The organism is Thainema salinarum CENA647 (genome assembly GCF_057732415.1).
Window position 1 is genome coordinate 2,054,486 of sequence record NZ_JBYJZJ010000022.1, and the last position, 18,992, is coordinate 2,073,477.

Sequence of the window (18,992 nt, forward strand, 5' to 3'; positions counted from 1 at the left end):
AGTATGGAAGTGCGATCGCGCTATTCCGTTCCCTCGTAGACAATTGGTTATGCTTTAATTACAGATTGACATCCGGCCAAGGCTTATCAGCGATGACCCTACAAGAATTGCAGCAGCAAATATTACAGCTCCCCCTCCAAGACCGCTGGTACCTTGTCCAGTCTCTTTTAGCTTCCATTCAGCAAGAAACAGCGTCGAACACCCACACTTCACCCGATTTGGATGAACAGTTTCTCACCAATCTCGATCCCTGGACTCAAAGCCTAGTCGGTGTAGTGCAACTCGATACCGATGACCCAACGGACACCTATATTGATTATCTAGAGGAAAAATATAGTTGAGTCAGGTGCTGATCTATAACGATATTCCATTGACGCGAATCTTGTTTGATAGCGACGTTCTGCTCGATGTTTTAGCCAATCGGCAACCATTTGTTGCGGCCTCCGCTCAAGCTCTGGATACCGTAACGAGATCGCAGGCAAAAAGTTACGTTGCAGGGCATGCCGTAACCAACATTTTCTACATTTTACGTAAGCAAATTGGCAGTCAATCCGCACGAGAAATACTGTCCAGGCTCATGCAGCGTATTCAAGTTGCCGATATTACTAATCAGGTCATCCAAGCTGCGTTGCAAAGCTCCATTTCAGATTTTGAAGACGCAGTTACCAGTGAGGCAGCTTGTTCAGTAGAGGCACAGATTATTTTGACCCGTAATACAAAAGACTTTATTGAGTCTCCTGTCCTTGCAGTTTCCCCAGACGACTTTCTGATCAACGTAGATCAGCACATCGAGCAATTAGAGTTGTTTAACCATTAGCAGGAACTTGGCTTGATTGTAGTGGGCACGATCTCACCTAGAAAACGCACTGCTTCGCCGCTACATGATATAAGCGAAACAAACTAATATCTGTTTGATAGCATTGGCATATCAAGCCCTGTTACATCAAGCAGTTCAGCAAGTTTTAACCATGACAAAGAGCAGCAAAAAGCAAATTATCGATAACTTACGCGAAGCATTTCTGGAAGACGGGGAAATGTATCGCTCGCTCTATGAATACGAACTCGAAGAACACATTGATTACTGGTACGACCAACTTAAAGCCGATCGCAACGAGTACGTCATTGTCATCACCGAAAACAATGGGCACGTCGCAATGGTTCTGATTCAGGACGACAAAACGCTCTACATCAACGAAGCAGGCCGAGAAAAACTTAAAAAACTATGGTTCGCCGCCTATAAGCAAAACATGGAGAGGTTCATCCCGATGATGGCTCAAGATCTATTCAATGGTTGTATAGCTGTTACCGGAGTCAACACTGTTAACACCGCCAAACGCAAGTGGGTTGTGAAATAAGCTGCTTACTTTGTTGCGTACTTGTTATGCGATCGCACTTTCCCAAAACTGAGATCGCACCCAGCAAACGAACTGCTTCACCAAAAAACCGAGGCTACAATTAAGCATCAGCTTTTATCCCACTCTGATTAGCGTTCCTGCTATGCCGAATCTATCCGTTCCCTATCCCGACGATTTACTCATCACATCCGGTAAATCGCCTCAAGATCTAGAAGCAGAACTGGCTTTTCTACTTGCTGCCAAGCTCTTTGAACTGCATCGACTCTCCCTTGGCAAAGCCGCCACCTTTTGCAATATGAGCAAACTACAATTTATGTACGAGCTGGGTCGGCTACAAATTCCAGTGATTAACCTAGACGATGATCAAATAGCTGATGAGCTGAGTGATGACTAACTCAGCAATCGTTGCGGATAGCGGCCCTCTCATCCAGGGCTATTGCATTCTAAATAGAGACTTGAGAGTGCTAAGTCCAAATCCAGCCCGGCGTTGAGCTTGAGCCATATTCTCAAAGCCATGATTGCGATATAAGTTCAGCGCAAAATTACGGGCCAGTGCCCAATTTTGCACCAGAGGAGGGGTTCGAATGCGGGAGGCATCTTCCCCTTGAGTCACATCTCGGACATAATGCACCTTGTTTTCTACGCCCCAATAGCCTCGGATGCGTTGAGCAAAGGCTTGGACACTCTCACAAAAGGAAGCCACGTAGTAACGGGTGTCGTGAGACACCTCAACGATGTCGGCTCGATGCACCTGGCGCTCGGATTGAACTCGAATCAGCGTCTGCAATCCCGGAAACTCGGGCATGTTATCCAGGATGTGACTCATGCTGATCGTTCGTTTTTCAATGCGACCATGCCCTTTGTTGAGCTGTTGGACGGTTTGCTGCGCCTGAAAATGAGTCGTTACGGCCTGGAGCAGCCCAGATTGGTTGCCTTTGAGTGCCCCCAGATAATGGTTGCCACTGCTGAGAATCACCTCAGCCGTTTTTTTTGAGTACTGATCGCATCAAAGGCAAACACCACTCCATTGAGCGCCAATTGTTCAATGAAGATGGGCAAGGCTGTGATTTCATTGGTTTTGGACTCCACCTCATAGGGCTCCAGGATGAGTCCTCGTTCCACAATGTAAGCGCTGACCAGCAGAATTGCTGGATGCGACTCGACCTGTGGGTCATCGCTGAGCGCTTCATAAGACCCCCGCACAACTTTGCCATCAGTCGCAATCGTTTCTCCAGGCTGAGGATGAACGCCGAAAAACCGAGATAAACAGGCGGCATACTCGTGATAATCCACCCGCAAGAGCGTTCGTCGAATGGTGCTGTAGGAGGGTAAACGGTCTTGAGGAGGCGAAAACAACGCCACTAATTCATCGTGATACGCCTTGAGCCAATCCCCGATCGCCAGAAATCCCCGATTCCCTGCCGCAACGGCCAAGGTGAATAGGGCTAAACATAAGGCTTGGCTATGTCGTTGTCCGGCTCGACGGCGGGTATCGGGTAAGTCGACAAAGGCTTCTACAATCGCAAGTTGAGTCATCTGAACCTGTAGATGAGCGTCAGCTTCGATCCCATATTAGGCTACTTGTTTAGAATGAAATAGCCCTGCCCTCTCATCGCATTAGCCATCATTGAACAGCTAGAACTCTTGCCGCAACTATATCTGCAGGTTTACCTCCCGCCAGCCGTTTGGGAAGAAGTGACAGTTCATTGAACAGTTGCGAGCTAACGGCATCTATATTCGCACCAGCTTAGTTGAAATCATCCTGCGTGACGTAGGCGAAATCGATTGATTATTCAGAAGATTCACTGTTCATCTTGCCCTTGAGGAGTAAATAAATCGAACCGGGCAACCAGAACAGAAGCGTAATCGGGAACTGAGCAAAATTGCGCTGTTGAAAACCATCTATCAAAATAAACACGCTTCCTGCTAGCCCAATTGCGCCCAAAATTCGCAGCGTAAATGGACGACTCCTCGGCACCAAACAGGCCAGTGCGATCGCAATCAACAGACAGGTGAAAATAGCAACACCAATAATAAGTTTGGGATGCTGATCCGGTGGCAAAACTGCTAGGCGCTCCGGCACTCCGGCCAAAAATAAAACAGTCGTCAGGATCGTGAGAATACCTAATATCGTCCAGATATTCCAACCGCTTTTACTCATATACGTAACGGTAATAGAGAATCAAGGCAGAGTGCGATCGCATTAGGAACAGCGGCTTTTCTTGTTTACATACATGCGCTGATCAGCTAATTGTAATAGGTCATCGATAGACTGCGATCGCTCACAATCAAACTCAGCTAGACCCACACTGTATAACAACTGGTAGCCGCGAGATGCTTGACGATTGTGGTCATCGCAGGCTTGCGTGAGGCGCTTTAAAATCTGTTCCGCTTCAGTCACGTCAGCCTGGCTGAGCAACACCACAAATTCGTCTCCACCCAGTCTGCAATCACATCGGACTCGCGAAATGTATCTTTGAGAAGTTGGGCAAACGCAACGAGTGCGCGATCGCCTTCGGCATGACCATATCGGTCGTTAATTGCTTTAAAGCGATTCAGATCAAACAGCAGTAAAATAGCCTTTTTCTGGAGACGCGTACAGAGATTCAGCGTATGTGAACCGAGCGCCATCAGCCCACGCCGATTGGAGATCAGCGTTAAATCATCTAGCGTTGCAAGCTGAACGGCGGCTAGTTCGCGCTCGGCCATGTGTCCCAAATCGCGGAGTAAGTCCAAATCATCTTGGTTCATTGATCGTGGATCGCGATCAATTAAACACAGCGTACCGAGCTTGCTGCCGTTTGGCACTTGTAGCGGCACACCTGCATAGAAGCGAATTTTCGGATCATTGACAACTAACGGATTATCATGAAACCGTTTGTCTAATAGCGTGTCAGGTACGACAAAGACATCGTTGCCCAAAATGGCGTGACCACAGAACGAGATATCCCTTGGGGTTTCTTGAGCAGATAATCCCTGGTTGGATTTAAACCATTGCCGATTAAAGTCAATAAGGCTTACCAAAGCAATGGGGACACCAAACAAACGTTTGGCTATACGAGTGAGCCGATCAAAACGTTCTTCTGGATCAGTATCCAGTAAATGTAGCGCCTTGAGTGTATCGAGGCGTTCGACTTCTTGTTCTGGATGTTTGGGTGCTTCCATGTCAGTAGTTTTTCTTGCTTTGGATTGGGGGAGTAGAGTCTCCCTACCCTTAGACATTCCAAGGCAGGTCGAAGGCAGATCTTAAGGGAATATAAAATCAGGGTGCCCAAACCACCGAAAACTGACACAGATCACATCAAAGATCAGGAACAGATCACCTCAAGCTTAGCGATAGTCATATTGGTTATGACATTTTGTGGCACGGCTTAGCCGTGCCACAAAATGTCCGTGTCCCCTACAGAGTTGACTGCAGCGATATCAAGACAACTTGCAGAAATGGTATTGCAACCTGGGCATGAATGGGTTCATTTCTCAGCCAGGGCAGGTTCCGGCAGCGCACCCTGCATGCGGCTCAGCCAATCCACCAGGTTGTCAAGCTGCTGATCAGGTTTGAGCGAACCCAAGCCGCGCACCGTTACCTTGCCCGGAGAATAGACAAACCGAGAATGCAGGTGAGCGGGCAGATTTTCCTTCAGCAGGTTCCATGCGGGTTCTTCCATTGGCGTTTCCAGGGCCACGTGCTGCTTGCCTTCGGGCGCAATCCGTGAGAAACCCAGCTTGCGTGCTACCTGCTTCAGCTCCATAATTCGGATGAGCTGACTGGCTGCTGTTGGGATTGGGCCATAGCGATCGTTCCAGTCGGCAGCAATTTCGGTGAGTTCCTTCTTCGACTGGGCAGATGCGATCGCACGATAGGCGCTCATCTTCTGATCCAGATCCGGGATGTAGTCGGCAGGAATAAAGGCCGTGAAGTTGAGGTCGATTTGAGTCTCGTCCACCTGGGGAATTTCCTGACCGCGAATTTCGGCCAGTGATTCCTCTAGCATTTCCATATAGAGGTCAAAGCCAATCGCCTCCATTTGGCCGGACTGTTCGGCACCGAGTAGATTACCCACGCCGCGAATTTCCATATCGCGCATGGCCAACTGATAGCCGGAACCGAGCTGGGTAAATTCCTGAATTGCCCGCAGCCGCTTCCGTGCCTTATCGGTCAGCGAACTCTGCCTGGGATACAACAACCAGGCATGGGCTTGAATGCCCGCCCGCCCGACGCGACCCCGCAGCTGGTAGAGCTGAGCCAAACCAAACCGCTGAGCGTCTTCAATCAAAATCGTGTTCACACGGGGAATGTCAAGACCCGATTCAATAATCGTCGTACAGACCAGAATATCGGCCTCGCCCGTGCTGAAGGCCAGCATTGTTGCTTCCAGTTCACCTTCGTGCATTTGACCATGTGCGATCGCAAGTCGCGCACTGGGCACCATTTCCCGCAGCCGCGCAGAGATTTCTTCAATGCCCTCGACGCGGGGCACGACGTAAAACACCTGGCCACCTCGATCCAGTTCTTGGCGAATCGCCGAGCGCACCGTTTCCGGATCGTAGGGGGAGAGGTGAGTTTTAATGGGTCGGCGGGAGGGCGGCGGCGTGGTGATCAGGCTCATTTCTCGCACCCCAGACAGCGCCATATAGAGCGTCCGAGGAATCGGTGTGGCGCTGAGCGTCAGCACGTCCACCTGGGTCTTCATCGCCTTGATTTTTTCCTTCTGGTTGACGCCAAACCGCTGTTCTTCGTCCACCACCAACAAGCCCAAGTCTTTGAACTGGACGGCTTTGCCCAGAAGCTGGTGCGTGCCCACAACCACATCTAGCTCACCCGTCGCCAACCGCTGCTGGATATCCTTGCGCTCACTGGCCGTCCGGAAACGATTGAGCAAACCAACCTGAATCGGATAGGGCGCAAACCGCTCCTTCAGCGTGTGGTAGTGCTGCTGGGTCAAAATCGTGGTGGGAGCCAGCAGTGCCACTTGCTTTCCGGCAGTGATCGCTTTGAAAATGGCTCGAATCGCGACTTCCGTTTTACCAAAGCCCACATCGCCGCAGACTAGCCGATCCATTGGCCGCTCGCTTTCCATGTCCCGCTTCACGTCCTGCACCGACTTAAGCTGATCCGGCGTCGGCTGATAGGGGAAGGAGTCCTCCAGTTCTTCCTGCCAAGGCATATCTTCTGGGTAGGAATAGCCCGTATTCTGCGCCCGCTGCGCGTAGAGCTGAAGCAGATCCACCGCCACTTTCTTAATCGCCTTGCGGACTTTGCTCTTGGTGCGCTCCCAGGCTTTGCCGGACATCTTGTTCAGTGTCGGTCGCTCACCGCCCGTACTGCGGAAGCGAGAAAGCGACCCCACCTGATCCGCCGCCACCCGCAGCAGCCCGTCTTCGTACTTTAAGACCAGGTACTCCCGCGTTTCATTGTTAATCGTTAGGCTTTCCAGCTTGATGAACTGGCCGATGCCGTGGTTGCGATGCACGACAAAATCACCAGGCCGCAGCTTGTTCGGATCAACCTGCTTGGAGGCTGCCCGTCGCCGCTTCCGCACATAGCTCGGCGTGGCCAGCGTGTGCTGACCAAAGAATTCTCGGTCAGTGACAACCACTAAGCGGAATGTGGGCAGGATAAACCCTTCTAACTCTGCCAGCCCCGAATATTTCACGGCTACGGGTGTATGCTGCGTTTGCAGCTTGTCAATCGCTGGATAATCTCTAGGATTGGGCACAAACTGAGCCGGACAGTCATGCTCCTGCAGCAGCGCCACGCAGCGAGACGGCTGAGCCGATACCAGCCAGATCGAGAAGTTGCGATCGCGCTCCTCCCGTAACGTCTCAGCTAACTTACCAAACTGATGCGGAATGGCCGGAAATGGGCGACTAGCTAGATTTAGCCCAGTATTTTCTTCTGCAATTTCTGATAAGTTAAGCCGCTGGAACCGCTCCATTTCGGCCAGAGAATCATCAAAGGAGCGGTGAATTTTGACGAACGCGTCTTGGTTAGATTGAGCGTTAGAGCTTGAAAGCAGATGGGAATTGACTTCCAGCCAGTGATCCTCAACGTGTTCCAACCAGCGATCGCTGTGGGCGCGGCACTGTTCCGGTTCATCCAGGGCAATCAGCGTATTGTCGGGCAAATAATCCAGCAGCGAGGCCGTTTGCTCAAAGGCCAGCCCCAGGAAACGCCGCATTCCCTCAATTGGCTGTCCGGTGCTCAACTGCTCCTGCTCTTCGTCGGAAACGGGCAGTCGCTCCAGCAGTCCTTTGTCCTGTAGCGCATCGAAAACAATGGGTGAAAAGCTGGTGGCCGTCAGCGTAATTTGGTTGATTTTGTCTAGCGATCGCTGACTGGCGGGATCAAACTCGCGAATCCGATCCACCTCGTCTCCAAACAGCTCTAGTCGAACAGGCAGTTCAGACGCAACCGGAAACACGTCAATGATGTCACCGCGCTGGCTCCACTGCCCTTCCAACTCAACCTGAGAAACTTTCTCGTAGCCCAAACGAGCGAGGCGATGAGACAGAGATTTGAGGTTTAGCTCATCCCCTTGGCACACGTTGACGCAGTATTCCTGAAAAACCTCAACGGGCGGCAATAACGGCTGCAGCGCCCGCTCAGCCGCGACAATGGCAAACGGTGCATCCAGCTTACCGCCCGATTTACCATTCCCTTTTCCACCGTTCACTTTCCCATTCGCCGACGGATCAACTGGAGCCTCGGATCCCTGTCCAGTCCGACTTCGCATCAAATCAGCCAGCACCTGCATTTGCCCCCAGGTCATCTCGGCCTCGGTATCAAACGGCTCGTAGGGCGACGATTCTGATGTGGGATAAAAATGCACCGTCTGCCAGCCCATCGCATCGAGCTGGGCTGCCCAACGTCCCGCTTCTTCCAGCGTCGCCGTCACGATGACTAAGGGTTGCGTCTGGTTTTGAGCGAGCGCTGAGCTGACCAGCCCTTTCGGTAAACGAGCAATCCCGTTTAGCGTAAGTTCACCCTGCTGATTCAGCTTCTCCAGCAGTTCAGTGGTTAGGTTTGATCGTCCGAGTGCGCGAGTAATTGAAGAAAAGGACATGAGGATTTTTAGTGTGAAGCCCCATCACGGGTGTCTTTAATCTTTCTTTATGCATCTTATTGTAGTCATACAGCGCGGTTCGAGCAGGAGCACTTGGTTCGGGCAAGCCAAGCGCAACCAAATCACGATTTAATAATGAAGCAGCGCCAGAGAGGGTAGACTTGTTTTTTCGTGTACATTTTTCCCTTAAGGGGATGACCTCCCAATCAAGCTACGGTATACCCACAAGTGTTCTAACAATGTTCCGAGATTAACAGTCAAATATTGCACTCTTCAAATGGTTCATGATGTTCGTTTGAGTCGGCAAAATCCCCTCAACCAAACATCTAACTCCGCACCACGATCCACTCATTTATTTTGGAGACGCGAGGCCACTTTAGGCATGTCCACAACGAGTGAAATTCTAGTTATCTTGCTGCTGGTAATGGCTAATGGCTTGTTTGCCATGTCCGAAATGGCCATTGTCTCTGCCCGTAAAACCCGCCTCCAGCAGTTGGCCAATCAAGGAGATTTGCGGGCACAAGCCGCGCTGGATTTGGCCAATAGCCCCAATCGCTTTCTCTCGACGGTGCAAATCGGCATTACGCTGGTGGGGATTTTGGCCGGTGCCTTTGGTGGTGCCACGCTGTCTACGTCACTCTCCGAACTGTTTAGTCAAATTCCGGCTCTCGCACCCTTTAGTGCCACATTGAGCTTGCTGGCCGTGGTGCTGCTGATTACCTATTTATCCCTCGTCGTTGGAGAGCTGATCCCTAAACGGCTTGCTCTTAATGCGCCCGAGAAAATTGCCTCTGCGATCGCAATTCCGATGCAGTTACTCTCTGCGATCGCATCTCCTGCCGTCCGCTTACTCAGCGCGTCTACAGAATTGGGCTTAAAGCTGTTTGGGGTTGGCCCGACAGAAACCGAGCCGCTGGTGACGGAAGACGAAATTAAGGTGCTGCTGGAACAAGGGCGAGAAGCGGGCATGTTTGAGGCCGCTGAGCAAGATATGGTGGAACGCATCTTTCGCCTGGACGATCAGCCGATCAGCGCGCTCATGACGCCGCGACCCGATATTGTTTGGCTCAATCTCAACAGCTCTGCCGACGAGAATCGGCTCAAGATTACCCAAAGTGATCACTCGCGCTTTCCCGTTTGCCAAAACACGCTGGATAACGTGCTAGGTGTGGTGCATATCACCGATTTACTGGCTCGCAGCATGTCAGGCGAACCGATGGATTTGACCTCAGCTCTACGCCAACCGCTGTTTGTGCCGGAAACCACTCGGGCGCTGCGGATCATGGAGATGTTCAAGCAGTCGGATACCCATATTGCGATCGCAGTTGATGAGTACGGTGTGATTCAGGGCATCGTCACGCTCAACGACATCTTGGAAGCAATTATTGGCGATTTGCCCTCCGTTGGTCAGTCCGATGACACCTCTGCCGTACAGCGAGAAGATGGCTCTTGGCTGCTTGACGGTATGGTATCTATTGAAAAATTCAAGGATCTATTTCAACTTAGCCGCTTACCAGGGGAAGAAATGGGCAACTATCAAACCCTGGGCGGTTTTGTGATTACTCACTTGGGCCGTATTCCGGTTGCTGCCGATCATTTTGAATGGGGCGGCCTCCGGTTTGAAGTAATGGATATGGACGGCAACCGCGTCGATAAGATGCTGGTTATGCCCATGGGCAAGCCGCTGTAGATGAGTAAAAATCTGACCGAATATTAATTTCAAAGGCTTGGTTGGTCACTATTAGGTTAAAACTGCTCTGCAAAATGGGTGTTGCCGCAGTTTTTCCATACTTTTACTCTGAAGGTGCTCTACCATGTCTTATTCCGTCAAGTTTATGCTCGATACCTGGTTGAAACTCACGACTGATCAGGGGGCAACGCTGCCCGATAGTCAGCGGCAATATATTGAGGCTGGCACGGAACTTCCCTTAGCTGCCTATTCGCTTGTGGGCAATCATCTGCGCATGATGCTTGGCCAGAACAATGAGGGACAGCAGATCTTTTTCAAGGGTCGCAATACCTGGTTTGTCTACGAGCCAGCCGTTGATATTTTGCGAAATGGTGAAGAAATCAACCTTTTTCCGCCGACTACGGACGATGAACCCAGTATCTTCCAGCTAAAAGTCAAATCGGATACCTGGTTCAAGCTCAACACCGACCAAAGCTCGGCCCTGCCAGATGGCCAAAAGTATTTGGTGAGAGCGAATACGACAATGCCGCTCAACAGCTACACACTGGATGGTTCTCATCTGAAGCTAGCGCTGGGGCAAGATGGGGATGGTCAGCAAATTCACCTGCAAGGGCGCAACACTTGGTACGTTTATGCTTTGCATGTAGAGATGCTACAGGAGGGAAGACCCGTACAGCTTTCACAACCCGCCGTACTCCAGTCAACCGGACAGATTAATGACAAAGGGTTGCACCTGCTGAAATCCTTTGAAGGGTTAAGGTTGAAAGCCTACTTGGATGCGGTCGGCGTTTGGACAATTGGCTACGGCACGACTCGCGGCGTTCGTCCCGGTATGCAAATTACCAAAGCCGAAGCCGAAGCTTTACTAAGGGACGATCTGAGAAAATTTGAGCAGGCCGTGTCGAGCAATATTCAAGTACCGCTGAATTCCGACCAGTTCTCTGCGCTGGTTTCCTTTACGTACAATGTCGGTGCTGGCGCATTAGCTAGTTCAACGCTGCGGCGGGTGCTCAATCAAAACAACTACAGTGCAGCAGCAGAGGAATTCCTGCGCTGGAATAAGGGGGGTGGTCGCGTACTCGCTGGCCTCACTCGGCGGCGGCGAGCTGAACGAGCATTGTTTTTGGGCGAAGATTACAGGGTTTTCTTGTAGTTTTCAACTTTGTAGGTGTGTAACTTGTCTCAGAACCCAGAGCGGCAGGGCATTGCTCTGGGTTCTGAGTTGATTGTAGATAGAAGCAGCTCAAAATCTATAACTAGAGACGAGTTCCAATCTGCCTTGAGGGACTAACAGTGCTGATCGAAAATTCTCTAGCCTATGCGTGATGCAGTTAAAAAGAGATATTTTTATGGCAACTGATGCTCCAGTTAATCCGAAACAAGTTAGCAACCGAGCCCTTTGGACTGGGATTGTATTAACAGTATTAGGGGTAGTTGCGATCGCACTTCCCGTCGTTTCAACTGTCTTTGTCGAAACCTGGCTAGCGTTGATTCTGATTTCAGCCGGGGTGGCGAAGCTCGTTTATGCCTATCAAACTCGCGATGAAGGCAACACCCTTTGGAAAGCACTCTTAGGTGTTCTGTATATTGCTACAGGACTCATGCTGTTTGTCTATCCCCGCACTGGAATTTTGACGCTAACGCTGCTGCTGGGTAGCTTCTTGCTCACCGAAGGCGTGTTTGAGCTGATTCTAGCCTTCCGCTTACGCCCCCGACAAAACTGGACGTGGGCCCTAACGAACGGCATCATCACCCTAATTTTAGGTGGCATGATCTGGTTCCAGTTTCCCTTCAATGCGCCCTGGCTACTGGGTACACTGCTGGGTGTGAGCATTCTATTTACAGGCATTTCTCGGGTCGGACTCTCGCTGAAAGCACGCAACCTTCTCAGCAGCAAAGACGAATCCACGCCTGCGGGTGAATCCGATTCACCCGCTTCTGCCTAATTCACCGGATGTATCGAGTTTTCCACCTAACTATCTAAACTCTTGCACCTGATAGAAGACGCAATTCGCCGCTGCAGCGGCGAATTGCGTCTTCTGGTTTAGGATTTGATATATGCATCGTTTGAGCGGATGGCTGTAACCCCATGACCCCCGAACCGATTGAAATCCTCTCGGAAGAAGAAATTCGTCGTACCATTACCCGATTGGCGTCGCAGATTCTAGAGAAAGCTGGCAGCGTTGAGAATTTAATCCTGATTGGTATCTATACTCGTGGTGTGCCGCTGGCCCATCGCTTGGCCGATCAGATCGAAATGCTAGAGGGAGTGCGACCTGCGATCGGAGCCATTGACATCACCTTCTTCCGCGATGACCTGGATAAGATCGGTGCCCGCACTCCGGCCAAATCCAAAATTCCATTTGACCTTTCTGCTCATAACGTCGTGCTGGTTGACGATGTCATCTACAGCGGTCGCACGATTCGGGCGGCACTGAATGCGGTGAATGAATATGGTCGGCCTGAGACAATTTGGCTGGCGGTTCTGGTGGATCGGGGACATCGGGCACTGCCCATTCATGCAGACTTTGTCGGTAAGGAGCTGCCTACCTCCAAGGACGAGCAGGTCAAGGTACATCTACAGGCCGAAGATGGCCGCGATTCAGTTGAGCTGATTAAGTTGGGTAACGTTTAGCCGCTTGTGGTCATGACTTAAATAGCCACCGTCAGTCATTCCATCTGTAGGGACACGGCATTGTACTTGTTTAGCGAAACACTCTGACCGATCCCCCTAAATCCCCCTTAAAAAGGGGGACTTTGAGTTGGCGGTGGTATAGCCCCTTTTTCAAGGGGGCGGCGACAGCGGGGGATCATGCGGCTACGCTAAACACATATAGCGGTGTGCAGATTGATTAAGCACAGTAGCACCCGTGGGTGAACCAGTGACGCACATCTTCTAAGGTGATCAGAGAAAGCCCCTGAGCGATCGCCTCATGCAAGGCTTGCGGAGTTCGTGCCTCAACGGCTCTCAAATACCCTTTCAACTTTGACCACAGGTTTTCAATCGGATTGAAATCTGGGGAATAAGGAGCCAGATAAATCACTCGTGCCCCCACGGCCTCAATGGCTTGCCTGACGCCGTCCACTTTATGGGCAGGCAAATTATCCATCACCACGACCGCTCCCGGCCATAGGAGTGGACAGAGAAGCGTTTCGATGAACCACAAAAACACATCGCCTGTCGTGCCACCCGTAAAGCTGAGGCCCTCAAGGAACCCAGCCTTGAGGCTCATGGCACCGAGGATCGTGAGGTTTTTGCCACGGCCTTTCGGTTGCTGGGCATAGGCCCGTTGACCTCGTTGAGCGCGCGCATACAGCAACACCATGGCCAAGTTAACTCCCGTTTCGTCAAGAAACACCAAATCTTCGACGGCTACATTCCGAATGCTTTGCCAGTAGTCATAGCGTTGCTGCTGTTTTGCTTCGCTATAGACCTCACTGGCCTTGAGACTTTTTTTTTCGCGTGATGCCCAGTTTGCTGAGGGTGCGACTGATGGTGCTACCGCTCACCTGGATGCCGGTTCGGGCGGCTAAGCGCTCAGCCAGTTGGGCCAACGTGGCATCATTATCCGCTTCTACTAGCTCCCGTAACACCTCATGGTGACTGGCTTGAAGCGTGGGTTGAGGACCGCCGACATAGGGTTTGGGGGCGATGCTTCCGGTAGCTCGATACTGTTTCACAAGCAGACGGACGCTATCTTGACTCACTTGAAAGCGCTTGGCTAATTGTCGAATGGATCCTTCACCTTGCTCGTAAAGGGTGACGATACGGTGACGTAAATCAGCGGAGTGGGGACGCATAGGCATGACCAAAGCAGTACAAACGAGCGTACTGCATAATTTTGCAAACCGCTATACATGGCAATGCCGTGTCCCTACTCCAAAGATTTTGCCTTGTTAGATCCGCGTTCTTTAACCCGCTCCTAAGCTGGTTTTTAAGATATATGACGCACCCGTTACTTATTGCGTAGGTTGAGCAGTTCCTTCGGAGAAGCCAGCAGCTTAACCCGGACGGCAGTTAACTGATCATCCTGGTTTAAAGTGAATGTCCACTGGACGTTCACGCCAAATACTGATGTTTGCACCTTACCCGTGACTAAAATCTGATAGATTTCGTCGGGTACATTTTCAGGTTCATCTTCGGACTTATCGTCAATCGGCTGCACCACGCCTTCACGGGGCTGAAGCTGCATACCTTTGGCTTCGGTTTTTAAGTAATCTGCGATCGCACCTCTGCCTTGAATGCCAGATTCAAATGGCGCGTAGAGTATGCCATCTTCTGTGAACAGAGTGACAGCCTGATCGTAGGCTTCCTGATTCAGCCAATCGAAATAGCAAATCACCGTAGGATGCTCAATGCCAGCGATTTGTAACTCGGACTGTGAGGCGGTCTGATGAATATAAGTTTGGTACTCAGTTGGTTCCCCTCGACTGGTATCCGGCTGATTAGACGGCGCAACGGTGGATTGAGAGGCGGAGGAACGGGCTGAAGACATAGTCAAGGGGAATTTAAAGTACAAACTATATCAGCATTCCACGTCTGGCTCTTGAGCCGCATCATGCGGACGGTAGAAATACTCTATTGGTCATGTGCTGTTGGTGACTATACCGTAGCCGTAACCTGTCGTTTCAGATTTGCGGCAAGATGTGAGAGTAGGGACACGGCAATGCCGTGTCCCTACGGATGGAATGATTGACAGGCTATTTAATTCACAATTCCAAGCTTTGCATGACAGCTCATCCGCTTTCTCGCACGAATTCTCAGACGAACGCAGATTACGTTAAGCAGCAGGCTTTAGCCGTTGGATTCCACCGGGTTGGCATTGCCGCAGTGCCCGACGACCCGACTCAGCTAAGCGCCGCTTACGATCCAGTTGCCGTGCTGCAAGACTGGTTAGCGCAGGGCTATGAAGCCGATATGGCCTGGATGCACCATTCGCGGCGGCAGAATATTCGTGAAATTATGCCGGATGTGAAATCGGTCATTTGTGTAGCGCTGAACTACTACACGCCTCACGAGCGTCCCGAAGGTCAGCAGTATGCCAAGATTTCTCGCTACGGCTGGGGTCGAGATTACCATCGCGTCATGGAAAAGCGGTTGAAAGAATTAGCAAGCAAGCTGCGATCGCACTTTTCTCCCACCTATCCCGATCTACAACTGCGCTACTACGCTGACACCGGCCCCGTTCAGGATAAAGTCTGGGCTGAGCGAGCGGGCATTGGCTGGATTGCGAAAAATGGGAATCTAATCACCCGCGACTATGGATCGTGGGTATTCCTGGGCGAGATTCTGACTAATTTGGCACTGCCACCCGACCAGCCCCATACCCAGCACTGCGGCACCTGCACCCGCTGTCTGGAAGCCTGTCCGACCCAGGCGATCACGAAACCCTTTGTTGTGGATGCCAATCGCTGTCTGGCCTATCACACGATTGAGAATCGGGCTGAAACATTGCCCCAGGAAATTGCGTCTCAGGCCCAAGGATGGGTGGCTGGCTGCGACATCTGTCAGGATGTGTGCCCCTGGAATCAGCGGTTTGCACAACCGACCAATGTTGAAGATTTTCAGCCCTATCCGGGAAATATCGCGCCGACTCTGGCAGAATTGGCCCAGTTGACCGATGAAGAACACGATCGGCAATTTCGGGCTTCTGCCCTGCGGCGGATCAAGCCAGACATGTTTCGACGCAATGCCCGTGCCAATTTAGAAAATTTCTGTCAGGATGGGACATGATTAGCTGACCTGTCCCTGCAAATCATCAAACTAAATCAAACTAATTAGTCGTTATAGTGCGCTTTATGAGTCGTCCATTGCACAAATCAGTCCGCCGCACCCTGCCCTTGGCATCTTTCCTGATGCTGCTTGGGTTATGGGCTCCGGCTCAACCTGTTTCTGCCCAGGTACTCGTTCCCTACACGCCTGAGCTAGATTTTGAGCTACTGGAGGAACAGGGTTTAATCCTGGCGCAGGAAGCGACTCAGCTTGCCCAGTTTCAGCAATACGATTTGGCTCTGGCGCGGGCGCAGTTGGCCTCCCAGCTGGTGCCGCAAAATGCCGATGTGTGGGGGCTACTCGGCAGTCTCTACTTGCAGGTTGAAGAATATGACGATGCCGTCAGCGCTCTCAAAAAAGCGCAGAGCCTAAATCCGGAAAACTCATCGGTTTTGTTTGCGCTTGGTTCAACCTACTTCCGGATGGAAGAGTACACAACAGCCGCAGACTATATTCAGCAGGGACTGAAGATCGAACCCGATACGCCGGGGGCGCTGTTTGATTTGGGCAATGCTTATTACAAGCTACAGCGCTATAACGATGCGATCGCAGCTTATGAAGATGCGGTCGATAAAGACGAAGAATTTTGGCCTGCGGTGAATAATATCGGCCTGGTTCTGTATGAGATGAATCAGGTGGATGAAGCACTGGAAAAATGGGAAGATTCGGTTGCCATTGCCAGCGAAGAGGCCGAACCTCAACTTGCGATCGCAGTTGCACTCTACGCCCAAGGGCAGCAGCAGGCTGGCATTGATCAAGCAATTGACGCGCTGACCCTCGACAGCCGCTATGCCGATATCCAATTCCTGCGGGACAATCTTTGGGGGGAAGCACTAATTGCTGATACCGAGCAATTGCTCAACACACCCCAAATTCAAGATCTGCTCTCAGGAGCACTGACACTAGAAGAAACTGCGCCAGCAGAACCAGCAGCAGAACCGGAAAGCAACGATGGTCTGCTTGATCAAGGTCAACCGACAGAGAATCAGCCTGCAGACGAGAGCGACGACAGCGGCGCTGAAGGACTGTTAGAACAGCGCTTAGAGCGTGATGGTGATGGCGGTGGATTGCTAGAGCAGCGGCGTTAACTGAGACGTTAACTGAAGGCGTTAACTTAAAGCGTCTTTAATGTTTGGCCCAAATGTGTACGATGCGCACGTTTGGGCCAAACATGATTTAAGACTTACACATTTTGTCTAGCTTACGTTCGGTTATCCGTCCTCTTTCGGATTAGCACTCCTTTCAACAGAGTGCTAATTTAGGACATTGGAGAGCTGTAAAGGCGATATGGCAAAGATTGTAGTATTTGACGAAGAGTCACGGCAGGCCCTGGAACGGGGCGTCAATGCGCTAGCCGATGCGGTGAAAATCACCCTCGGCCCTAGAGGTCGCAACGTCGTGCTAGAGAAGAAATTTGGTGCGCCTCATATTGTGAATGACGGCATCACCATTGCGAAGGAAATTGAGCTTGAAGATCCCCTGGAAAACACGGGTGCACAACTGATTCGGGAAGTTGCGTCCAAAACCAAGGATCTGGCTGGGGATGGCACCACCACGGCAACCGTTCTGGCCCAGGCCATGATTCGGGAAGGCTTAAAGAACGTCGCCGCAGGCACTAATCCTGTTAACCTGCGACGTGGCATGGAAAAAGCGATCGCAGTTTTGGTGAACGAAATTAGTGCGATCGCAAAGCCCGTCGAAGGCAACGCCATCACTCAGGTCGCGACCGTTTCCTCAGGTAACGATGAGGAAGTCGGCCAGATGATCACCGAGGCCATGAATCGCGTCACCACCGATGGTGTGATCACCGTTGAAGAATCCAAGTCCCTCGCTACTGAACTAGAAGTAGTAGAAGGGATGCAGTTCGATCGCGGTTACATGTCGCCCTACTTTGTGACCGACCAGGAGCGGATGATTGCCGATTTCGAAAATGCTCGCATTCTGCTGACGGACTCCAAGATCAGCTCCATTCAGGATCTAGTCCCCATTCTGGAGAAAGTAGCTCGCTCTGGACAAGCACTGATCATCATTGCGGAAGACGTTGAAGGCGAAGCACTGGCAACGCTAGTCGTAAATCGGATGCGCGGTGTACTGAATACCTGCGCCATCAAAGCACCTGGCTTTGGCGAACGCCGCAAGTCCATGCTGCAAGATTTGGCTGTGATCACTGGCGGTCAGGTCATTTCGGAAGACGTTGGCCTCAGCCTTGAAATGGCTGACCTAGACATGCTGGGTACGGCTCGCAAAGTCACCATCTCCAAAGACACCACTGTCATGGTGACGGATACGGGCAACAAAACTGACATCGAAAAGCGGGTTGCTCAGCTCCGCCAAGAACTCAGCAATTCTGACTCTGACTATGACAAAGAAAAGCTGCAAGAGCGGATTGCTCGCTTGGTCGGCGGTGTGGCGGTGATTAAAGTCGGCGCAGCTACTGAGACTGAACTGAAAGACCGTAAGCTGCGGATTGAGGACGCCCTTAGCGCCACCAAGGCAGCCGTAGAAGAAGGCATCGTTCCCGGCGGTGGGACGACTCTCATTCACCTAGCTCCCAAAGTTGAGCAGCTCAAAGAGTCTCTCAGCGCTGAAGAGAAAGTTGGGGCAAATATTGTCCTGCGGGCACTAGAGGCTCCTCTACGCCAGATTGCTGACAATGCTGGTGTTGAAGGCTCGGTCATCGTTGAGAAAGTGCGCAGCATGGACTTTAACGTTGGCTACAACGCTCTGACAGGCCAGTTCGAAGACTTGATTGCCAGCGGCATTATCGATCCTGCTAAAGTAGTGCGCTCCGCACTACAGGATGCCGGGTCGATCGCAGGTATGGTCTTGACCACTGAAGTCCTTGTGGTCGAGAAGCCAGAACCAGAACCCCCGATGCCCGCTGATGCTGGCATGGGCGGCATGGGTGGTATGGGCGGCATGGGCGGTATGGGTGGCATGGGCGGTATGGGCATGATGTAAGCCATCCCCCTGATACTTAAGCTACTTAAGCTCAAGGTTTGTAATCCTTAAAAGTCACCGCACCATCAAAACGTGATGGTGCGGTGCTGTTTTTCGAGATCAATTTTGTATAGCCGTCGCCACTTTGGTCCAGACATTTATAGGGGTTC

The 18,992-nt window shown here is 51.4% G+C and carries 16 protein-coding genes and 3 pseudogenes; 12 read left to right on the forward strand and 7 right to left on the reverse strand.

All coding sequences use genetic code 11. The features are described 5' to 3' along the window. Positions 1–92 precede the first annotated feature (92 nt). From AC286M_RS15915 to AC286M_RS15930, 4 genes are all read left to right on the forward strand, one after another. The gene (locus tag AC286M_RS15915) at positions 93–341 is read left to right on the forward strand and encodes a hypothetical protein (RefSeq protein WP_488205322.1); all 249 of its coding nucleotides are present in this window, start codon (positions 93–95) and stop codon (positions 339–341) included. Between the two features lie 5 nt (positions 342–346). Further along, positions 347–817, forward strand: coding sequence for a PIN domain-containing protein (locus AC286M_RS15920; protein ID WP_488208840.1), 471 nt, complete (start codon positions 347–349; stop codon positions 815–817). A gap of 151 nt (positions 818–968) precedes the next feature. Next, entirely contained in the window at positions 969–1,355 is a 387-nt protein-coding gene (locus tag AC286M_RS15925) for a hypothetical protein (protein ID WP_488205323.1), read from the forward strand. Between the two features lie 142 nt (positions 1,356–1,497). Beyond that, on the forward strand, positions 1,498–1,749 hold the full coding sequence (locus AC286M_RS15930) for a UPF0175 family protein (protein ID WP_488205324.1): 252 nt from the start codon (positions 1,498–1,500) through the stop codon (positions 1,747–1,749). A gap of 39 nt (positions 1,750–1,788) precedes the next feature. On the opposite strand, the pseudogene AC286M_RS15935 reads toward AC286M_RS15930, so the two are convergent. After that, positions 1,789–2,891, reverse strand: a pseudogene (locus AC286M_RS15935) (ISAs1 family transposase). A gap of 75 nt (positions 2,892–2,966) precedes the next feature. On the opposite strand from AC286M_RS15935, the gene AC286M_RS15940 reads away from it, so the two are divergent. Further along, positions 2,967–3,065 (forward strand): PIN domain-containing protein, encoded by a 99-nt coding sequence (locus AC286M_RS15940; RefSeq protein ID WP_488208841.1) that lies wholly within the window; start codon positions 2,967–2,969, stop codon positions 3,063–3,065. A gap of 79 nt (positions 3,066–3,144) precedes the next feature. On the opposite strand, the gene AC286M_RS15945 is transcribed toward AC286M_RS15940, so the two are convergent. The 3 genes and pseudogenes from AC286M_RS15945 to mfd all read right to left on the reverse strand — a co-directional run bounded on the left by AC286M_RS15945 (position 3,145) and on the right by mfd (position 8,419). Continuing rightward, the gene (locus tag AC286M_RS15945) at positions 3,145–3,516 is read right to left on the reverse strand and encodes a hypothetical protein (protein ID WP_488205325.1); all 372 of its coding nucleotides are present in this window, start codon (positions 3,514–3,516) and stop codon (positions 3,145–3,147) included. Between the two features lie 42 nt (positions 3,517–3,558). Next, positions 3,559–4,577: pseudogene (locus AC286M_RS15950) on the reverse strand (sensor domain-containing diguanylate cyclase). A 248-nt stretch (positions 4,578–4,825) separates the two neighbouring features. After that, positions 4,826–8,419, reverse strand: coding sequence for a transcription-repair coupling factor (gene mfd / locus AC286M_RS15955; protein ID WP_488205326.1), 3,594 nt, complete (start codon positions 8,417–8,419; stop codon positions 4,826–4,828). Between the two features lie 382 nt (positions 8,420–8,801). Between mfd and AC286M_RS15960 the strand changes: the two genes are divergently transcribed. The 4 genes from AC286M_RS15960 (at position 8,802) to pyrR (ending at position 12,744) form a co-directional block, all read left to right on the forward strand. Continuing rightward, positions 8,802–10,109, forward strand: a complete 1,308-nt coding sequence (locus AC286M_RS15960) for a hemolysin family protein (protein ID WP_488205327.1) — start codon at positions 8,802–8,804, stop codon at positions 10,107–10,109. A gap of 124 nt (positions 10,110–10,233) precedes the next feature. Further along, complete coding sequence (locus AC286M_RS15965; protein WP_488205328.1) at positions 10,234–11,262, forward strand: lysozyme; 1,029 nt, start codon at positions 10,234–10,236, stop codon at positions 11,260–11,262. Between the two features lie 196 nt (positions 11,263–11,458). Continuing rightward, on the forward strand, positions 11,459–12,055 hold the full coding sequence (locus AC286M_RS15970) for an HdeD family acid-resistance protein (RefSeq protein ID WP_488205329.1): 597 nt from the start codon (positions 11,459–11,461) through the stop codon (positions 12,053–12,055). Between the two features lie 143 nt (positions 12,056–12,198). Beyond that, positions 12,199–12,744 carry a bifunctional pyr operon transcriptional regulator/uracil phosphoribosyltransferase PyrR gene (pyrR, locus tag AC286M_RS15975; RefSeq protein ID WP_488205330.1) on the forward strand — a complete coding sequence of 182 codons (546 nt, stop codon included), beginning with the start codon at positions 12,199–12,201 and terminating at the stop codon, positions 12,742–12,744. 217 nt (positions 12,745–12,961) lie between these two features. Here pyrR and AC286M_RS15980 read toward each other — a convergent pair. The 3 genes and pseudogenes from AC286M_RS15980 to AC286M_RS15990 all read right to left on the reverse strand — a co-directional run. Further along, positions 12,962–13,522 (reverse strand): annotated as a pseudogene (locus AC286M_RS15980) (IS630 family transposase); the annotation flags it as partial. Between the two features lie 22 nt (positions 13,523–13,544). Next, positions 13,545–13,916 (reverse strand): helix-turn-helix domain-containing protein, encoded by a 372-nt coding sequence (locus AC286M_RS15985; RefSeq protein WP_488202941.1) that lies wholly within the window; start codon positions 13,914–13,916, stop codon positions 13,545–13,547. Positions 13,917–14,065: 149 nt separating this feature from the next. Then, on the reverse strand, positions 14,066–14,605 hold the full coding sequence (locus AC286M_RS15990; protein WP_488205331.1) for a hypothetical protein: 540 nt from the start codon (positions 14,603–14,605) through the stop codon (positions 14,066–14,068). Positions 14,606–14,838: 233 nt separating this feature from the next. Here AC286M_RS15990 and queG point away from each other — a divergent pair, with 233 nt between their 5' ends. The 3 genes from queG to groL all read left to right on the forward strand — a co-directional run bounded on the left by queG (position 14,839) and on the right by groL (position 18,843). Further along, positions 14,839–15,843, forward strand: a complete 1,005-nt coding sequence (queG, locus tag AC286M_RS15995) for a tRNA epoxyqueuosine(34) reductase QueG (RefSeq protein WP_488205332.1) — start codon at positions 14,839–14,841, stop codon at positions 15,841–15,843. Positions 15,844–15,908: 65 nt separating this feature from the next. Continuing rightward, on the forward strand, positions 15,909–16,970 hold the full coding sequence (locus AC286M_RS16000) for a tetratricopeptide repeat protein (RefSeq protein WP_488205333.1): 1,062 nt from the start codon (positions 15,909–15,911) through the stop codon (positions 16,968–16,970). 199 nt (positions 16,971–17,169) lie between these two features. After that, a complete protein-coding gene (gene groL / locus AC286M_RS16005; RefSeq protein ID WP_488205334.1) occupies positions 17,170–18,843 on the forward strand; it encodes a chaperonin GroEL in 1,674 nt (557 codons plus the stop codon). Positions 18,844–18,992 lie beyond the last annotated feature (149 nt).